Here is a 17,469-nt window from a genome sequence, read left to right as displayed (position 1 = left end):
CATCCATTTAAAATATAGAAGTGAATTACTTAGTTGTTTCCTCCACCCATATAGTAAAGAAATTCAACAGTATCGCCATCCTTTATAATATGTGTTCCATAATTAGCACTAGGGATGATATCTTCGTTGACTTGGACTGTTACATATTCTTGCATTTCAACGTATTCTTTTTGTAAAAGCTCGTTTACTGATACCTCGTTTTCCAAAACCGTTTCTTTTCCATTAATAATTATTTTCATAATAAATATGTCCTCCTAGAATTATTTCTTTGATTGTGCCTTAATGTACATAAAATAAATAATAGACAAGCATGCTGGCCTATTATTTTTTAATTTCGACTAAAATGTATTTCAATTTAGCCACAAACATTTAACTCATAATCAATTAATTTATTAATAGTTGGTGCTTCACCGCAAATTGCACAATTTTTATCATGATGAATATTAATTGTTCTAAAATTCATTTTTTTTGCATCAAATGTTAGCAGTTTTCCAGCTAATAAATCACCAACACCTGTAATATATTTCAAAGCTTCACTTGCTTGGATAGAACCAATTATACCACCCATAACTCCAAGAACCCCTGCTTGCTGGCAAGTTGGTACTACGTCTGGTGGCGGTGGGGTTTGGAAAACACAACGGTAGCAAGGACCTTGTCCTGGAACGTAGGTCATGGTTTGTCCTTGAAATCTAATGATTCCAGCATGTGAAAATGGTTTTTGAAGCATAACGCAAGCATCATTGATTAAAAATTTAACGGGAAAGTTATCTGTTCCGTCAATAATAAAATCATAATCTTTATCTTTTATAATATCTAAAATATTTGAAGCTGTAGCGCGTTCTTGATATGTAACCACATTAACATCTGGATTTATTGCATTAATAGTTTCTTTTCCAGAAATAACTTTTGGTTTTCCAACATCCTGAGTTGAATGAATAATTTGTCTTTGAAGATTAGATAAATCAACAGTATCAGCATCAACAAGTCCAATAGTTCCAACTCCAGCAGCTCCAAGATACATTGCAGCAGGTGCACCAAGTCCACCTGTACCAATGATTAGAACCTTACTATTTAATATTTTTTCTTGGCCTTTAACACTGACATCATCTAAAATGATTTGCCTTGAATATCTTTCAAGTTGTTCATTAGTAAAATTCATAGTTTACCACTCCTTGTAAATTTTTTACCTTGCTATAATGTTTCTGACTAAAATAGCAAGTTGATGTAAGTTTTCTTTTAAAAGATATGCACAACATCTGTTTTTCATTGCAAATTTAATACTTTCTGGTGAAACATCTTCTGACACAATGATAAAAGGTGTTTTAGGAGAAAGTTCATTTCTTATAAAAAGAGCTTGAATAGCATTAAAGTGAGGTGTTGAATTATCAGATAGAATAATATCAAATTTATTTTCTTTTAATGCATTCCTCATAGCTTCTTCACAGTATATATGCTGGCTATAAACCTCAAATCCCCCTCGTTTTAGTTCAAGAACATTTAAGTCAGCAATATATTTAAATTCTTCAATAATTAGAACACGTATATTTTTCATTATAATCTCCTTTTAGCATTTGAAAGAAAATAACTAGTCAAAGGTATCATGATATTGACTTGCTATTTTTAAATATGCCTTAACTAAATTTTACTGATTGTATTTTCAAAATCAGTAATTAAATCCTCAATATCCTCAAGTCCAACACTAATTCTAATTAAATCATCAAAAACTCCAGTATTTTCTTTGGCCATAGCTCTTATGGTTAAAATTGCACCAAAGTATCCATTAAATTGTTCAAGAGCTAAGCCATTTAAAAATTCATTAAAGGGAATAAGACAGGAACCTAGATTCTTAAATAATCCGCCTCTAAGCTTTGAATGGTAGGAAAACCTGCCAAATTTCTTCGATGTTGCTAAATTAGGATAGTGCTCAAAATCCCATTTGAAATTTCCACTATCAATAATAACTCCGCTAATTGAAATCCCACTTCCATTAATACATTTAGATGAGGAGTGAATTACTATATCAGCTCCTAATTCAGTTGGTCTAATAATAAATGGAGTTGCAAAAGTATTATCAACAATTAAAGGAATATTATAAGAATGGGCAATACGTGCAATTGCATTTATATCTACAACATTAAGTTTTGGATTACCTATGGTTTCAATAAAGATTGTTTTAGTATTTTCATTTATGAATTCTTCAAAATCCTGAAACAAAGCAATTGTTCCACCCAAAATTGCACTGCTTTAAATTATTTCATCGTCACTTTTTAGAATATTTAAATGTAAAAGAGCAGTATTATACTTCAAGCAAGCCACCCTTTACAACTGCAATGGTATATGTTCCATCTTCATTTTTATCTACACTCAAAATTTTATGTTTTTCATTTTTTAAGCTTCGAGGTACATTTTGAATTGGTTCTCCATCATTTAATTTTATTTCAAGAACTTGACCATTATTAAGATCTTCAAGTGCAACTTTTGCTTTTACAAAAGTTACAGGGCAGACTACATCAGTAATATCAACAAAGGAATCAGTTTTTATTTCACTCATTTTATAACCCCCTCTAGTTTTGCTTTAAGTTTGTCTATACCAACTCGGTCTAAAGTAAATTTAAATCTTTCACTTGCATTTCCATTTTCTTTGAAAAATTCCACGGTGGTATCAACAACTTTAAATAAAGTTTCCTTATCTGTGATTAAAGGGAGCAGGCTTTTTCCAGAAGCTATGTTATTTCCAAATAATCCACCAAATGAAATAATATATCCGATTTCTCCATTCCAAGCATCTGTAGGACAAGATTTAACGCATTTTCCGCAATATATACATTTATTTTCATCAAATTTAAGCTCGTTAGTTTCCTTATTAATTTCTATAGCCGTTGCAGGACATACAGCCTTACAAACCCCACAATATGTACAGGAATTTGTATCCCATTTAGGCTTTAATCCACCTTTTATACCTAGATCATTTTCTTCAGCTTTTAAGCAGTTATTTCTACAACCTGTAATGCCGATTTTAAATTTGTGAGGTAAATCCTTAGCAAAATATTTTTCATCAAGTTCCTTTGCTAAATTACTTGTTTCAATTAATCCACTTCCACAAATTGCATTACCTTGGCATGCCGTAATTGTTCGGACACGAGGACCACAAGCCCCTGGCTCTAAATTAACAGTGGCAAGTTCTGCTTTTACAGAATTAATATCCTTAAAATCTATGAATGGGATTTCAATACCTTGTCTTGATGTAAGATGAATGTAACCTTGACCATATTTATCAGCAATTTCACTTACTTTTTGAAGTTGGTTTGCATTAATTTGTCCTCCTACGCTTCGAAGTCTCAAGGAAAACTTTTCATTTTGCACTTGTCTCATAAAGCCGCCTTTTTTTAGTTCCTTATATATCAATTCGTCCATTTCGCTCCTCCTGAAATATTATCTTAGGCTTATGAATGAAAACAATAAGTCTATGATTTTATGAAGACTTATTATTTTTTTATGTGCCTAGTATACTACCAATTATAGAATGTAATAACTTTTAATTACAATAAGACTAAGTTTAGTATTATATTGGAATTTGTTTGGGAATGGATTTTTCTCAATTGACTTTAAATGGTCCTATGGTAAAATCTAATCAAATATTATAGAAAAACACTCACTAATGAACTTTGCACAAAAAAATGTAAGTTTTAGTAAAGAGTTTTTGACTAATAGAATAAATTGGTATATACTAAATTCATAGTAATCCTATTAGATTAATATGAATAAATTCAAAACAAATAATGGGAGGACGTAATTATGATTATATTTTCAAAGGATCAATTTAATGAGATTAGAGAGCATTGCATTAAAGTTTTGCCAAATGAAGCGTGTGGACTTTTGGCGGGAACTATTGATAATAGTAATAATAAAATTATTCAGAAAGTATATTTATTAAGAAATATTGATGAGAGTCCAGAACACTTTTCAATGGATATTAAAGAACAGTTTAAAGTAATAGCTGATATTAGAAGAAACGAATGGAGTTTAATTGGAAATTTTCACAGCCATCCTAAAACACCTTCAAGGCCATCAGAAGAGGATATTAGGTTAGCATTTGATCCAAATTTAAGTTATGCAATATTATCCTTAGCAGATAAAGAAGAAATTATTTTTAACAGTTTTATTATAAAAGATAATATAGTCTCAAAGGAGAAGTTAATAGTAATGGGGGGATAGCTATTAATACATCAAGCAAATCAAATAATATAGATGAGATTAAGGAAAAAACAAAACTACTTGAAAATGCAAATAATGAATTGATAGCTTTTAATTATACAATTTCACATGAGATAAAGGCTCCTGTACGTGCTATAGATGGTTATGCAAGAATTTTCATTGAGGATTATGGAAAAGAAGTTGATAGAGATGGAATTGAATTAATAAAAAGCATCAGACATATTTGTGGTGATACATTGCTGCTCATTAATAAACTTTTAGAATATATAAAGTTTGCAGATATGGAACCTAATAAAGAAACAATAGATTTAGAACAGTTGATACAATCTACCTTCAATGAATTGGTTGTTGGATATAAGGATAAGAAGAATATTCAATTAAAATTTGAGAGTAAGCTGCCAATTATATTAGGTGATAGCATATTAATGAAGCAGGTAATAATTAATTTAATTTCGAACTCACTAAAGTTTACTAGTAACAAGGATTCTGCAATTATTACGGTGGGGTATGATTTAGAAAATAACGAGAATGTATTTTATATTAATGATAATGGAGTTGGGTTTGATATGAAGTTTTCAGAAAATCTTTTTGGAATGTTTAAAAGGATGCATTCTGAAAGCGAGTTTGAAGGCAGTGGAGTTGGACTTGCTATTGTGAAGAAAATAATTCAAAAATTTGGCGGGAGAGTTTGGATTACAGGAGAAGTTGGGAAAGGTGCCTGCACATACTTTACCATCGGTGAAGAAAGCATTTTAAAATAAAATTATTAAGGCACATGAAAATAAATAACAAGTCCAAAGCTACTATGCATATTTTTCATCAGGCAAGGAAGCAAAGTGACATCATAGCAGATCTATTATGACATTTTGCTGACGCAGGATGATGGAAAATAGGCTAGCAGATAGACTTGTTATTTATTTGATTGTGCCTAAGGTAGGAGGTAAATATAAGTTGTATAAAATTCTTGCAGTTGATGATAGAGAAATATTTTTGACAGAATTAAAAAGACTTAAACTATGGGGTGAAAAAGCTGAATTTAAAATTATAGATACGGCTTCAAATGGTAAAGAAGCTCTTGAGTTATTACGTAGGAATTCATATGACCTAGTGCTTACTGATATCAGAATGCCAGTAATTGATGGATTGCAGTTACTTAGGGAAATTCAGAAAGATAAATTATGTCCATGTGTAGTGATTTTAAGTGAATATAGTGAATTTAATTATGCTAGGCAGGGTATTGTATTGGGTGCATTTGATTATCTTGTAAAGCCTGCAAATGAAGAAACTATGACTGAATTGCTTGAACGAACAAAAATATTCTTAGATAATACTAGAAATGAGACACAAAAATCATTAAGAAATATAAGAGATACGGCTGATTTAACAAAAGATAATTCAGAATGGATGTATTTAGCAGCTGATGAGAAGCAAATTATTAAGAAATTAATTAATAAAGAAGATTATGCTCTAAAATTATTTAGCATAACCACAGAAAATATTTATAAAGCTTTATCTAATAATATAATTAAAGCCGATATCATTATAAAAAAAATGTATCACAATATTATTGCAGGAGTATATGAAAATTTTAATTGGTTGAATGATTACATAGGTATTGAATATTTTGAAACAATAGATTATGTAAATGAAGAAGATTCAAGTAATTTTATAGAATTCTATTGCACAAAGATAACATATCTTTTAGATTTCTTAAAAAAATTTTATCTTGAAGCATCTGATGAATTAATAAAAAACATTTGTGAATATATATTAAAAAATCATAACGCAGATTTAAAGCTAAAAGTTATAGCTGAAAAATTTTATATAAATAATACTTATTTAAGTAATAATTTTGCTACAAAAACAGGCACACGATTTAATGATTATGTGACTATGGTTAAGATGGCAAGAGCCAGGTATTTGTTAATTAACACCCAGCTAAAGACTTATGAGGTTGGATATCAGCTTGGTTATCATGATATTAATTATTTCTCAAAATTATTTAAAAAATATTATGGAGAAAATCCATCAGAATATAGAGTTAATCTGAAAGATAAGGAAAATTAAGATAAGGACTAAAATAAGATTATAAGAATATAAATCTTATTTAGTCCTTATTTCTTCAGAAATAATACTAGCATATTAATACAATAAGATAAAATTACTGCTCTTCTAATTTGATTGTGGAAACAAATATCACCAATAATAAAAATGAAGGAATACATTGAAGTAAATCTTCATTTATTGTATTTAGAATACCACCCATTAGAACCAACATCATGAATTTAACCAGATCTGATATAGTTTTCAATGTTTCTAAGATTTTTCTACTAATTTATCCCTATTACTTAAGAAATTCGATAAAAGAGTGAAGAATTTCGTATGGAGACTCTTTAATAAAGTCTTTATAATTAATCATGTAAACGAAAAACAAATAAATCAATTAAATAATCTATTGATTTATTGATATTTGTTTAAGAGGATTTATATGAAATATGGAGGGGTAAAGATGAAAAGGTTTAAAAAATTATTACCAATAGTTATGTCAGTGGTAGTTGTAGCAGCTACAATGGCAGGATGTGGAGCAAGTAAAAGTGGTGGTTCTGGAGCTGATACAAGCAAAAAAGCAGACAGCTCAAAAGTTTTAGTTGGTTCTGCAATCTATAAGTTTGATGATACATTCATGACAGGTGTTCGTACTTCAATGGAAGGACAAGCAAAAGAAAAAGGGTCAACTATTGAATTAGTGGATTCACAAAATAAGCAACCTACTCAAAATGAGCAAGTTGATACATTTATTACAAAAGGTGTAAACGCTTTAGCTATAAATCCAGTTGATAGAACTGCAGCAGGTCCAATTATAGAAAAAGCTAAAGCTAAGAAACTTCCAGTGGTATTCTTAAACCGTGAACCAGAAAAGGCTGATATGGATAGCTATGATAAAGTTTGGTATGTAGGTGCTAAAGCTGAACAATCAGGAACTCAATCAGGTGAAATTATATCTGATTATTTCAAAGCACATCCAGAAGCTGATAAAAATAAAGATGGAGTAGTACAATATGTAATGCTTCAAGGTGAACCAGGACATCAAGATGCAACTCTTCGTACAGAATATTCTATAAAAGCTATAGAAGCTGCTGGACTTAAGACACAAAAGCTTGCAGCAGATACAGCAATGTGGGACAAAGCAAAAGCAACTGACCTTATGAAAGCATTTATTACAGGTCAGGGTATTGATAAGATAGAAGCTGTTCTTTGTAACAACGACGATATGGCTCTTGGAGCAGTAGAAGCTTTAAAAGCTGAAGGATATAATAAAGGTGATGCAGCTAAATACATCCCAGTAGTTGGAGTAGATGCAACAGCACCAGCATTACAAGCTATGAAAGAAGGATCACTTCTTGGAACAGTTTTAAATGATGCAGAAAACCAAGGTAAGGCTACTGTAAATATTGCTATAGCAGCAGCTCAAGGTAAAGAAATTAATAAAGAAAACATTGGTTATGATGTAACTGATGGAAAATATGTATGGATCAACTATGTAAAAGTTACTCAAGAAAACTACAAAAACTATATGAAATAAGCTATACCCAACATTAAAACTATATAGGGATGTGAAATTTTTAAAATTCTCATCCCTAATTTATTATTTGTAAAGGAGGATGGTTGTATGGGGGAATATGTACTGGAGATGAATAATATAACCAAGGTATTTCCAGGCGTAAAAGCATTAGATGGTGTTTCATTAAAAGTTCGTAAAGGTAGTGTCCATGCACTAATGGGAGAAAATGGTGCTGGAAAATCAACCTTAATGAAATGTCTTTTTGGTATTTATCATGAAGATGGTGGAGAGATCATATTAGACGGAAATAAAATGGAGATAAATAGTTCAAAACAGGCATTAGATTTAGGAGTATCAATGATACATCAAGAATTGCACCCAATTCGTTTCCGTCCAGTTATGGAAAACATTTGGCTAGGTAGATTTCCTATGAAGGGAATTGCAGTAGATAAGAAAACAATGATTAAAAAAACAAAGGAATTATTTAAGGAAATAGAACTTGATATTAATCCAGAAGTATTAGCTGGAACACTTTCATCATCAAGTCTTCAATTAGTTGAAATAGCTAAAGCTGTTAGTTATAATTCAAAAATTATTATTATGGATGAGCCAACCTCATCATTAACTGAAAATGAAACTAAGCATTTATTCAAGATAATAAAGCAATTACAAAATAAGGGATGTGCAATTATATATATATCCCATAAGATGGAAGAAATTCTTAAGATATCAGATGAAGTAACAATTATGAGAGATGGTCAATATGTGGGAACTTGGCCAGCCAAGGAACTTACAACGGACTTAATTATAAATCGTATGGTTGGTCGTGATATGACAAATAGATTTCCACCAAGAACATATACACCAAGTAAGGATGTAGTGCTAAAGGTAAAAGATCTTAGTTCTCCAGCTCCTAAATCCTTTCAAGATGTAAATTTTGAATTATGCAAAGGTGAGATATTGGGAATAGGTGGACTTGTTGGTGCGCAACGTACAGAATTAGTAGAAGCGTTATTCGGGCTTCGTGAAATACAATCCGGAACCATAGAGAAGGACGGAAAAATAATTAAAATTAAGACTCCAAGGGATGCAAAGGAAAATGGTTTAGCACTGTTAACTGAAGAAAGACGTGCAACTGGAATATTTGGAATACTTTCAGTATTAGATAATACCGTAATTGCAAGCCAAAAAGATTATGCAAAAGCGGGTGTACTGCAAGATAGTCCAAGGTACAAGGCAGCTAAAAAGTCTAATGAAGAATTAAGAACTAAAACACCAAGTATGGAACAATTAATTAAGAATCTTTCAGGAGGAAACCAACAAAAGGTTTTAATTGCACGTTGGCTTCTTACAAATCCAGATATTCTTATATTAGATGAGCCAACTAGAGGAATAGACGTTGGAGCTAAGTATGAAATTTATTCTATCATGCATGAATTGGTTAAGAAGGGTAAGTCGATTATAATGATTTCTTCTGAAATGCCTGAATTACTTGGAATGTCAGATAGAGTTATGGTTATGTGCGAAGGAAAGGTTACTGGAATTCTAAATCAAAGTGAAGCAGATTCAGTAAAGGTTATGAATCTTGCAACAAAATTTATGCAATAAAAGTTATCTCCTTTATCAAGTGAAGCTTGATTCAGGTGGGGAACCCACGGCTGAATCTTAGTTGAACTTATACCCTCAAGGGGTACAATGTACAGGAGCGTGCGGCTGTTAACGACTGCTTAAAGAAGTAGGAATATTACGGATGCTAGCAATCGGATCAATAGATTGTAGTAACAAATGATTTTTAGTAGGAGAAAGAAAGTGAGGTATATAATATGAATGGGGAAAAGATAGTTTCGCGAAAAGACTTTGGAAAAATATTTTTAGGTATTGGTGCTCTTTTTGTGGCTTTAGGAATTGTATTTAATTTTATTTTAGATCCAGATGTATTTTATGATTTACCAATTTACATAGATGGAATTGGTATAGCATTGCTTATATATGGAGGAAAACAGTTTTTGGATAAGAATAATGCAGATATGGAGGTTATTTTTTCTAATAAAACTGTAAAGAACTTTTTAACAGATAATGCAATTATTATAGCATTATTGCTACTAGTAGTGGTAATTATGGTAATCCAACCACGTTTTATGCAATATGCTGTATTTCTTGATATTTTAACACAATCATCAACAAGAATGATTGTTGCTCTTGGTATCTGTTTCACACTACTTATTGCAGGTACTGACTTATCAGCAGGACGTATGGTTGGACTCGCAGCTGTAGTATCAACTTCAATGTTACAAAACCCAGACTATGCTAATAGATTCTTCCCTGATATGCCACAATTAGCAGTTATTATCCCTATATTAATAGCAATAGCTGCATGTGCTATATTTGGAATACTTAATGGTTTCTTAGTTGCTAAATACGATATGCATCCATTTATAGCAACATTGGCATCGCAAGTTATAGTATATGGTGTGACTTCTTTATACTTCGATTTACCTCCAAATAAGTCACAACCTATTGGTGGTATCCGTCAAGATTTTATTGACATTGGACAAACAAAGTTATTTCAAATAGGAAGTTTTCCAGGAATATCAATTCTAGTTCCAATTGCGGTTGTATTCATAATTTTGGTTTGGTTTATTCTAAATAAAACTGTTTTTGGTAAGAATGTATATGCAATCGGAGGTAATCGTGAAGCAGCTGTAGTTTCTGGTGTTAATGTATTCGTAACTATCATGGGAATATTCATCTTTGCATCACTTTTATATGGTGTAGCAGGTGTACTTGAAGCAGCTAGAACGGCCGGTGCAACGAACAACTATGGTAATGGTTATGAACTTGATGCAATTGCAGCCTGCGTAGTTGGTGGTGTTTCACTAAATGGTGGTGTTGGTAAAGTAGGCGGAATCGTGGTCGGAGTATTAATCTTCACTGTTATTCAATATGGATTACAATTTATTGCAGTAAGTCCTATGTGGCAACAAGTTATCAAAGGTGTAATAATCGCAGTTGCAGTTGCAATTGACCTTGCAAAATATAGAAGAAAATAAAATTTAGAAATGTTTATATAAAGTACAGATAAATCTATGTGTTTAAAAGCAGAAGATTTGTCTGTATTTTTATTGTTTAAAATTAGCAAATGGAAATGTTTGCAATTACACTAGAAATAATATAATACTTAATGTATAATAGTATCTGAATCTTGTAAGATATTACTAATAATTTTGGTTATTATTATATTATAAAGTAAAACTTTTCGGGTAGAGTTTTGCACTCCAGCCGAATTTAGTCGAGTTTATGCCCTCAGAGGGTATCACATCTAGAAGCATGCAACCGTTATCTACCACTTAAGCAGATAAGTGAAAGTCCAAATTTATGATTTGATGATGGTCGTTTACTCTGTGAGTACTCATCTGACTTTAGTAAGAGGCGTTACATATATAGAGGGAATTCTTGGGTGACAAGTATTGAATAAAGGTAAAATCCTTACACAGCTAGTTTAGGTGATAATTATATTTATAATAGTTAATTCATCTATTTGGAGGAGATTAAATGAGCTTATATAGAATTATGATAGTAGATGATGAAGAAGAAATTAGACTTGGAATTATAAAAAAAATTGATTGGGAATCTAACGGATTTATAGTAGTTGGAGATGCAGAAAATGGACAAGATGCTCTCGAAAAAGCAGAGAAACTTCAGCCTGATGTTATAATGACTGACATAAAAATGCCTTTTATGGATGGCTTGGAACTAGGGAAGAAACTTGTAGAGTTAATGCCTTCTACAAAGATAATTGTATTTTCAGGGTGTGATGATTTCGAGTATGCACATAAAGCCATAAAAATTAATGTAGTAGAATATGTTCTGAAACCGATTAACTCCATTGAACTTACTGAAGTATTAGTAAGATTAAAAGAACAATTAGATCGTGAATATAATGAAAAAAGAAATCTCGAGACACTTTATAAGTATTATGTTAAAAGTTTGCCGGTAATTAGGGAGCAATTTCTAGTTGGGGCAATAGAAGGAAAAATAAATGAAGGCCAATGGAATGAACAGGCTGAAAATTTGGGGATAGATTTTAAGTATGAAAATTTTGCTGTAGCATTAATCCATGCTGATGGCAAAATAAATATTGAAGAAAGTGAAAGTAATATGTCAATTCAAAATGAATTAACATTAACACCTATTTCAATAAAAAAAATTATTGATGAGAATATGGACAAATACTGTAAGTTTGTCAGTTTCCTCTATTCTAATATGGTTGTAGTTATAGGGAATTTGCAAAATAAGGAAGATATATTGCTATTTATAAAAGGAATTAATGAAGTTTGTAAAATATATAAGCGTATTATGAATTTAACTATATCATCTGGAATAGGATACGTTTATAATAACACTTCAGAAATACGTTACTCCTATAGAAGTGCCCAAAGTGCTTTAGATTATAGGTTTGTTCTTGGCACAGGAAAAGCTATATATATTGATGATGTCGAGCCAGATAATTCGATTCAGCTTCAATTTGATGAGCAAGAAGAGCGAGCGATGCTAAATGCTATTAAGATATCCTCTGAGGATGAAATAGCAATAACAATCGAGAATTTATTTAAGAAGATAGAAGATTTGCTCTTACCATTTAATCAATATAGAATTTATTTTATGGAGATAATCACCTCTATTCTGAAACTTGTTCAAACATATAATTTAGATGTTGAAGAACTTTTTGGCAAGAATTTTGATTGTTACAGTTTCTTGGAAGGGTTTAATTCTATAAATGAAGTAAGAGAGTGGTTTGTCCAAAAAGCTGTTAAGGTGAATATTTATATAAAGAGAGAACGTATAAATTCATCAATGCTGCTTATTGAAAAGGCAAAGCAATATATAAAAGATAATTATAGTGATTATGATGTTTCAGTAGAGAAACTTTGTTCAGAGCTTCATGTTAGTCCAACGTATTTTTCCACAATATTTAAACGTGAAACAGGAATGAATTTTGTAAATTACCTCACGACGCTTCGTTTAGAAGAAGCAGTAAAACTTTTAAATACTACTGATGATAAAACATATATGATAGCGGAGAAAGTGGGATACCCAGAGGCTAACTATTTTAGTTATGTTTTTAAAAAGAAATTTGGAGTATCGCCATCAAAGTATAGAAAGAATTGAGTTGATTTACTATGCTTAAATTAATAAGAGCAAGTGTACAAAGGATTGTTGGATATTTTAAAAACGCAAGTATACAGCATATAATATCAATCTCATTTACAGGGATTGCAGTTATAGGAATGATTGTTGTTGGGGGGGCGCTATATTTACGTTTTATTAATTCTACTGAAGATATGGTATCAGAGAATAATAAGTCCATGTTGGATCAAGTGAACTTGAATTTAGATAACTATTTAAGAAATATGATGAAGGTATCAGATGCAACTTACTATAATGCAATAAAGAAGAAAGATTTGGCGTCTGATAGTATAGATAAAGAATTGGACTTATTGTATGAAACCAATAAAGATTCGCTTATCAGCATATGTGTTTTTTCACAAAATGGTGAAGTTGTAGCAGCATCTCCTGTTGGTCAGCTTAAAACCTCGGTTGATCCGAGGGAAAATGATTGGTTTACTATAGCAGGAAATAAGAAAGAAAATTTGCATTTTTCAACACCCCATGTCCAAAACCTATTTCAGGATCCAGACTCCAAGTATCGGTGGGTTGTATCGTTAAGCCGTGCGGTTGAGCTTACAAATAATAAGAAGACTACATCTGGTGTTTTATTAGTTGATATGAATTTTAGCGGAATTGAACAGATTTGCAAAAATGTAAATATGGGCAAGTCTGGATACGTATATTTAATTGATAGAGAAGGGGAAATAATATATCATCCTAGGCAACAGCTAATTTATTCTAATTTGATTGAAGAGAATAATAAAGCTGAGGCGGATTATGAGGATGGAAATCATGTAGAGACATTTCAAGGAGAAAAAAGGCTAGTTACAGTAAAAACTGTTGGTTATACAGGGTGGAGAATTGTAGGGATTACTCCGATGCTAGATATCACTTCAGATTATTCTCAGATGAGCATATTTGCAGTGTTTATTATGACTTTTGCTATTTTCATTCTTGTGTTTCTTAATATGTTTGTTTCTTCTCGTATTGCAAATCCTATAAGATCATTAGAGAAATGCGTGAAAAAACTTGAAAATGGTGTGAAAGATGTAGATATATCGGTTAGAGGTTCGTATGAAGTTCAACACTTGGGGAAAGCAATAAAATCTATGGTGAACCAGATGCATATACTTATGGAAAATATAATGATTCAACAAGAATCAAAAAGGAAAAGTGAACTGAATGCACTTCAAGCACAAATTAATCCACATTTTTTGTATAACACACTAGACTCTATTATATGGATGATAGAAAATGAAAATTATGATGGAGCTATTACAATGGTAACAGCTTTAGCTAAGCTTTTTAGAATAAGCTTAAGTAAAGGAAAAAATATAATAACAGTAAGAGATGAAATTGAACATGCCCGTAATTACTTAACAATTCAAAATATACGTTATAAAAATAAATTCACATATAGCATTGAGGTAGAGGAAGAGACTCTTGATTTGGCAAGTATTAAGTTGATAATTCAACCATTAATCGAAAATGCTATTTATCATGGAATGGAGTTTATGGGAGGCGATGGAGAAATTTTAATAAAAGCATATGCTAAGGAAGATAATCTATATATAGATGTAATAGATAATGGACTTGGTATGTTGCAGGAAGTAGCCGATACTCTTTTGACTAATGAAAGTAGGATCGAAAAGAAAAGTTCAGGTATTGGACTAAAGAATGTTCATGAAAGAATACAGTTATATTTTGGGACGAGCTATGGCCTTGAAATATACAGCGAACCAGATGAAGGCACAACAATTCGTATTCATATGCCAGTTAAGGAGTATAGTAAAATTAAAAAAGAGGAGGAATTAAGATAGTGAGAAAGAGAAGAAAGCAAACATTTTTTGTTGTGTTATTATTACTAATGCTATCATTCCTGCTCCTTTTAAGTGATACATTATGGCATGAAAAGGATAAAAAAATTTATAATATCTCAGTTGTAACTAGAGGGAAAAATAGTGAAAGTTTAATGATAATGAAACAAGGCATAGATCAAGCTGCTTCGGAGATGAATGTAAATATAAGTTTTATTACTCTATCAGAAGAAAATAGCACCCTTGAACAAACTGAACTTATTTCTCGGGAAATTAAAAATAAAGCAGATGCCATAATTATATCACCAGTAGATTATGAAAAAATGGCGGAACCTATAGAAGAGGCAATGAAGAAGGTACCAGTTATATTATTTGAATCATCTGTTAAATCGGACCAGATATTACCAAGCATTTCTTGTGATAATTATAAACTTGGAGTTAGTTTAGGTGAGGAAGTAACAAGGAATGGAAATGGCATTAGTACTATTGCTATCGTAAAAAATAATTTAGAGTGTAGCAGTATAAAGGAGCGATATGATGGATTTATGAGTGTCATGCAAAGAACAAAAAACAATTGTATGTTATGGGAAATATCTAATGATAAACAGCAGAACTATTATACTGGAGCTAAAAAATTATTAGAAGACAATAAGGTTGATGTAGTGGTGGCATTTGATACAGGTATATTAGAAAGTATTTCTCAAGTAAAAAAGGATTTAGCAAATACAAATAAAGAAAAGGCGAATATTGAAATCTATGGAACAGGAAGTACGAGTAAAATTATATCGTTTTTAGAAGATAGAGTGATTAATGCGACTGCTATTCAAAATGAATTTAATGTGGGGTATTTGAGCGTAAAAACGGCAGTAAATAAAATTAATGGAAATAAAATAGATAAAAATACTATTTCTTCTACCGTAATTAATAGGAATAATATGTATTCTGAAGAAAATCAAAGATTACTGTTCCCATTTGTTAGATAGATATTACTTCAAAGACTAATATTTTACCTTAATGTTTTAAATTTTGGTACCTAACAAGATCATATGGCGGGGGGATTTTGAGTGAAATTGATTAAGAGGTTATGTGGAATTTTGACAACGACATTAATTGTTAATTCATTAGCAGCATGTAATGTAAATGTAAATGTTGGAAATAAGAATACCTATATTAAAGAGATAAAAATAGGTGTAACGTTATATAAGCAGGATGATGTTTTTGTATCAACAATTACTAAAAATCTTGAGGAGATAGCAAAGGAAAAAGAGAATGAGGGGAAATATAAAATAATAATTAATATTGTAGATGCAAAGGGAAGCTTGATTAATCAAAGTAACCAAGTAGATAAATTTGTAGCGCAAAACTATGATGTTATTTGTGTTAATATGGTTGACAGAACGGCAGCCTCCATGATTATTGATAAAGCAAAGTCAGCAAACATTCCAGTTGTTTTTTTTAACAGAGAACCTGTGGAAGAAGACATGGAAAGGTGGAATAAGCTTTATTATGTTGGAGCTCAGGCAGAACAATCAGGTGAGTTACAAGCAGGAATAATAATGAATGCATATGAAAAAGATAATAGAATTGTAGATAAAAATGGAGATGGAAAAATTCAATACGTAATGCTTGAAGGAGAACCGGGTCATCAAGATGCTCTAATTAGAACAGAGTATTGTATAAAAACTTTAACTCAAAAGGGAATTGAGTTAGAAAAACTAGCTGATGACACAGCAAATTGGCAGAATGCTCAGGCAAATACAAAAATGACACAATGGATTAAAAATTTTGGTAATAAAATAGAAGTTGTTTTTTGTAATAACGACGATATGGCCCTTGGAGCTATACAGGCATTAGAAAATTCAGGTTTGACAGAAAAGCCGCTTGTTGTAGGAATTGATGGATTGCCTAAAGCGTTGGAAGCAGTGAAAAATGGATTAATGATTGGTACTATTATTAATGATTCGAAAAAACAGGCAAGTGCAATTTTTAATATTGCTTATACACTGGCTACCAATGGAGATGTGAATTCTGTAGAAGGATTAGAAAAAGGAAAATATATTAAAACCCCACATACTCAGGTTACAAGTGAAAATGTAGATTTATACTTAGAAAATAAGAAATAACTATAGATAAACAATACGAGACTTAGATTTATGAGGTAATTTGCCGAAAGGGAGTAGACTCTGTTATTCAATAGATTGAACGTCTGATTTTCCATATCTTGATGTATAAAAAAGAATTTATCACATCCTTCTATATATGTAGAAAGTTAAATAACGAACGATGATATCTAAATATAGAATTATACCTAGTTATTAAAGTTAAGGTTATATGAAATTTTTAAAATTTGTATAACTTTTACTTTTGGATTAGCGTATAGTTCTATTTTTTGGTTATGAGACTTAAATACTTGAGTCATTAGATAAACATGTCTGAAAATTTACGAAAACTTTAAATTGATATCTTAACTAAGAATTGTGCAATCTATTGGAATTTAGTATTAATGATAAGTATAAACTTATATATTAGATGCATAATAAAATTATAAGTAATTTAGAGAATCATAATACATGAGTTTAATAATTTATCCTAGTAAAAGAAGAAAATATGACTTATTCTGATCAAGTATATTTGACGAGACAGGAGTTTAAATTCGGATTCCTCATAAGGAGTATATGATAACTAATTAAATAATTAAATTCAAAT

The 17,469-nt window shown here is 30.9% G+C and carries 16 protein-coding genes; 10 read left to right on the top strand and 6 right to left on the bottom strand.

Going from position 1 to position 17,469, the window contains the following annotated elements; translation table 11 throughout:
• Nucleotides 1-29: 29 nt before the first annotated feature.
• The 6 genes from thiS to D2A34_RS02700 all read right to left on the bottom strand — a co-directional run bounded on the left by thiS (nt 30) and on the right by D2A34_RS02700 (nt 3,414).
• Nucleotides 30-239: a sulfur carrier protein ThiS gene (gene thiS / locus D2A34_RS02725; protein ID WP_079440377.1), complete on the bottom strand. Its 210-nt coding sequence runs from the start codon at nt 237-239 to the stop codon at nt 30-32.
• A 116-nt stretch (nt 240-355) separates the two neighbouring features.
• Nucleotides 356-1,159 (bottom strand): HesA/MoeB/ThiF family protein, encoded by an 804-nt coding sequence (locus D2A34_RS02720; RefSeq protein WP_079440376.1) that lies wholly within the window; start codon nt 1,157-1,159, stop codon nt 356-358.
• Nucleotides 1,160-1,183: 24 nt separating this feature from the next.
• Nucleotides 1,184-1,552 (bottom strand): DNA-binding transcriptional response regulator, encoded by a 369-nt coding sequence (locus tag D2A34_RS02715; protein WP_079440375.1) that lies wholly within the window; start codon nt 1,550-1,552, stop codon nt 1,184-1,186.
• Nucleotides 1,553-1,635: 83 nt separating this feature from the next.
• Nucleotides 1,636-2,232 (bottom strand): aminotransferase class V-fold PLP-dependent enzyme, encoded by a 597-nt coding sequence (locus D2A34_RS02710; RefSeq protein ID WP_243128216.1) that lies wholly within the window; start codon nt 2,230-2,232, stop codon nt 1,636-1,638.
• A 64-nt stretch (nt 2,233-2,296) separates the two neighbouring features.
• A complete protein-coding gene (locus D2A34_RS02705) occupies nt 2,297-2,551 on the bottom strand; it encodes a sulfurtransferase TusA family protein (protein ID WP_119365644.1) in 255 nt (84 codons plus the stop codon).
• Nucleotides 2,548-3,414 (bottom strand): 4Fe-4S binding protein, encoded by an 867-nt coding sequence (locus tag D2A34_RS02700; protein WP_079440373.1) that lies wholly within the window; start codon nt 3,412-3,414, stop codon nt 2,548-2,550. Before D2A34_RS02700 ends, D2A34_RS02705 begins: the two co-directional genes overlap by 4 nt.
• Before the next feature lie 381 nt (nt 3,415-3,795).
• Here D2A34_RS02700 and D2A34_RS02695 point away from each other — a divergent pair, with 381 nt between their 5' ends.
• The 10 genes from D2A34_RS02695 (at nt 3,796) to D2A34_RS02650 (ending at nt 16,886) form a co-directional block, all read left to right on the top strand.
• Entirely contained in the window at nt 3,796-4,215 is a 420-nt protein-coding gene (locus D2A34_RS02695) for a M67 family metallopeptidase (protein WP_079440372.1), read from the top strand.
• A gap of 80 nt (nt 4,216-4,295) precedes the next feature.
• Nucleotides 4,296-4,976 (top strand): sensor histidine kinase, encoded by a 681-nt coding sequence (locus D2A34_RS02690; protein WP_242966046.1) that lies wholly within the window; start codon nt 4,296-4,298, stop codon nt 4,974-4,976.
• A 190-nt stretch (nt 4,977-5,166) separates the two neighbouring features.
• A complete protein-coding gene (locus D2A34_RS02685) occupies nt 5,167-6,282 on the top strand; it encodes a response regulator transcription factor (protein WP_119365954.1) in 1,116 nt (371 codons plus the stop codon).
• 442 nt (nt 6,283-6,724) lie between these two features.
• The gene (locus tag D2A34_RS02680; protein WP_079440393.1) at nt 6,725-7,798 is read left to right on the top strand and encodes a galactose ABC transporter substrate-binding protein; all 1,074 of its coding nucleotides are present in this window, start codon (nt 6,725-6,727) and stop codon (nt 7,796-7,798) included.
• An 87-nt stretch (nt 7,799-7,885) separates the two neighbouring features.
• Nucleotides 7,886-9,385, top strand: coding sequence for a sugar ABC transporter ATP-binding protein (locus D2A34_RS02675; RefSeq protein ID WP_079440370.1), 1,500 nt, complete (start codon nt 7,886-7,888; stop codon nt 9,383-9,385).
• A gap of 215 nt (nt 9,386-9,600) precedes the next feature.
• Nucleotides 9,601-10,827 carry a galactose/methyl galactoside ABC transporter permease MglC gene (mglC, locus tag D2A34_RS02670; protein ID WP_079440369.1) on the top strand — a complete coding sequence of 409 codons (1,227 nt, stop codon included), beginning with the start codon at nt 9,601-9,603 and terminating at the stop codon, nt 10,825-10,827.
• A 502-nt stretch (nt 10,828-11,329) separates the two neighbouring features.
• On the top strand, nt 11,330-12,946 hold the full coding sequence (locus D2A34_RS02665) for a response regulator (RefSeq protein WP_079440368.1): 1,617 nt from the start codon (nt 11,330-11,332) through the stop codon (nt 12,944-12,946).
• A gap of 11 nt (nt 12,947-12,957) precedes the next feature.
• Nucleotides 12,958-14,766, top strand: a complete 1,809-nt coding sequence (locus tag D2A34_RS02660; protein WP_119365643.1) for a sensor histidine kinase — start codon at nt 12,958-12,960, stop codon at nt 14,764-14,766.
• Nucleotides 14,766-15,746, top strand: a complete 981-nt coding sequence (locus D2A34_RS02655) for a substrate-binding domain-containing protein (RefSeq protein ID WP_119365642.1) — start codon at nt 14,766-14,768, stop codon at nt 15,744-15,746. The genes D2A34_RS02660 and D2A34_RS02655 overlap by 1 nt, the downstream gene beginning before the upstream one ends.
• Nucleotides 15,747-15,827: 81 nt before the next feature.
• Entirely contained in the window at nt 15,828-16,886 is a 1,059-nt protein-coding gene (locus D2A34_RS02650) for a galactose ABC transporter substrate-binding protein (protein ID WP_079440365.1), read from the top strand.
• Nucleotides 16,887-17,469 lie beyond the last annotated feature (583 nt).

It is taken from the genome of Clostridium chromiireducens (genome assembly GCF_003575225.1).
Classification (GTDB): Bacteria; Bacillota; Clostridia; order Clostridiales; family Clostridiaceae; genus Clostridium; species Clostridium chromiireducens.
The sequence above is the reverse complement of the archived record's forward strand: the minus strand, read 5'-3'. Positions and strand labels throughout refer to the sequence as shown.